Raw genomic sequence first — 1,738 nt, forward strand, 5'->3', positions numbered from 1 at the left:
GGTGCCCTGGCCGGTCGGCACGCGCTCGTCGGCCTCGCCGTGCTCGATGAGGACGTGCGCTTTCGTCTTTTTCAGGTGCCACATCGGCGACTGCGCGCGCAGCGTCTCGAGGTTCATGCCGGGGAAGTAGCTCGGGATGAAATCGCGGATATCGGCGGTGCCGTGGTAGCTGAGAAGGTCGGTGACCGGCGCCCCGATGCTGATCGCTTTCAGGCGGTCGCTGTGACCGGTGGCCCACGACGCGATGAAGCCACCGTAGCTCCAGCCCATGAGCCCGAGGCGGTGGGGATCGGCGATGCCGTCGGCGATGAGCTTGTCGATGCCGGCGTTGATGTCGGCCCAGGCGCCGTCGACCCATCCGTTGCGATTGCCGCGGCGAAACTTCTCGCCGTAACCGCCGGTGCCGCGCGGATTCGGGCGAAGGACGGCGAAGCCGTGCTCCGCGAGAACGTCGGGCACGTAGAGCGACGCGAGGTAGCCGAGAAATGTCTGCTCGTGGCGCGATGCAGGACCGCCGTGGACGAACGTGAGGAGCGGCACGCGCTGGCCGGGTTTGTAGTCCAACGGCAGCGTGAGCAGCCCTTCGATGATCCAGCCGTCTTTCGGGTTCTTCCAGTGGATGACGCGCGTCTCGGGCCGGCGCTTCTCGCGGAATGCGTCGTTGTGATGCGTGAGCTGCTTCCCGTCGAGAAAGACCTCGGGCGGCGCGGTGAGCGATTGGCGGATGTAGGCGATGTGTCCGTCGCCGACGTTGAGGTCGGCGGCGGATCCCTCGAAGTGCGTCTTCTGTGTGGCGCCGGCAATCGTGCCGGCATAGAAAATTTGGGTCGTCGTCCCGACAGCGCCATCGAAAGCGATCGTGTTCGCATCGAGCCAGTGGATCGAATCGGGCGAGCCGTCGTAGCCGCGCGACGCGACATGCATCGCGTGCGTCTGCAGGTCGACGACCCACAGCCGCTGCTCGCGCAGCCAGTCGAGAACGCCGCCCATGCTGAGGAACGCGACGTGGCGGCCGTCCGGCGAGACTTTCGGCGCGCGGTCGGCGCCGGGGCGGACGACGAGCGGCGTCATCGCCGAAGTGCTGACGTCGATGGTGTAGAGATCGGTGTGGTAGAGCGAGTCGAGGTCGACGCGCGGAAGGCGCTCGACGACGAGCGTCCGGCTGTCGGGCGTCCACGACATGCTGTTGATCGAGAAGTCACCGTGCGTCAGGCGGCGGACTTCGTGGCTGCCGAGGTCGAGGACGTAGAGATGCTGCTGCCGGATGCCGGCGCCAACGACGTGGAAGTATTCGCGCTCGTTCTTCGGGACCGGATCGCTCTCGATGAACGCCATCGAGCGGCCGTCGGGCGAATACTCGAAGTCGCGGATCGGCTCCGGCTCGCCGGTCAGCTTCTTCCCATCGCTCCAGATCGCGTTCTCGTAGAGGCACGCGACCTTGCCGTCGGGCGACCAGCGCGGATGCATACCGCTCATCAGCTTCGCGTCATGCGCGCCGTCGCTGTCGATCGCCCAAACCTCGGGGTCGTACGTGCCGCGCGCGAGATCGGCGTGCGTGAGGACGTAAGCGATCCGTTTGCCGTCCGGCGCCACCTGCGGCGACGCGACGGTGGGCATCGTCGCGTAGTCTTCAATCGAGAGCGTGGAAGCGAGGACCGCCGCGGCGAGAAACATTGCGCGCGATTATCGAGGGGGTCAGGTCGAAAGTTGAAAGTTAAGCGGTGCTTAACTTTCAACT

General features: G+C 66.0%; 1 protein-coding gene. It reads right to left on the minus strand.

Going from position 1 to position 1,738, the window contains the following annotated elements; all coding sequences use genetic code 11:
* Positions 1–1,674 (minus strand): alpha/beta fold hydrolase (locus tag VGQ44_18475; protein HEV8448826.1); only part of this gene is annotated, 1,674 nt, incomplete at its 3' end.
* Positions 1,675–1,738: the final 64 nt, after the last annotated feature.

This window comes from Gemmatimonadaceae bacterium, assembly GCA_036003045.1.
GTDB lineage: Bacteria > Gemmatimonadota > Gemmatimonadetes > Gemmatimonadales > Gemmatimonadaceae > JAQBQB01.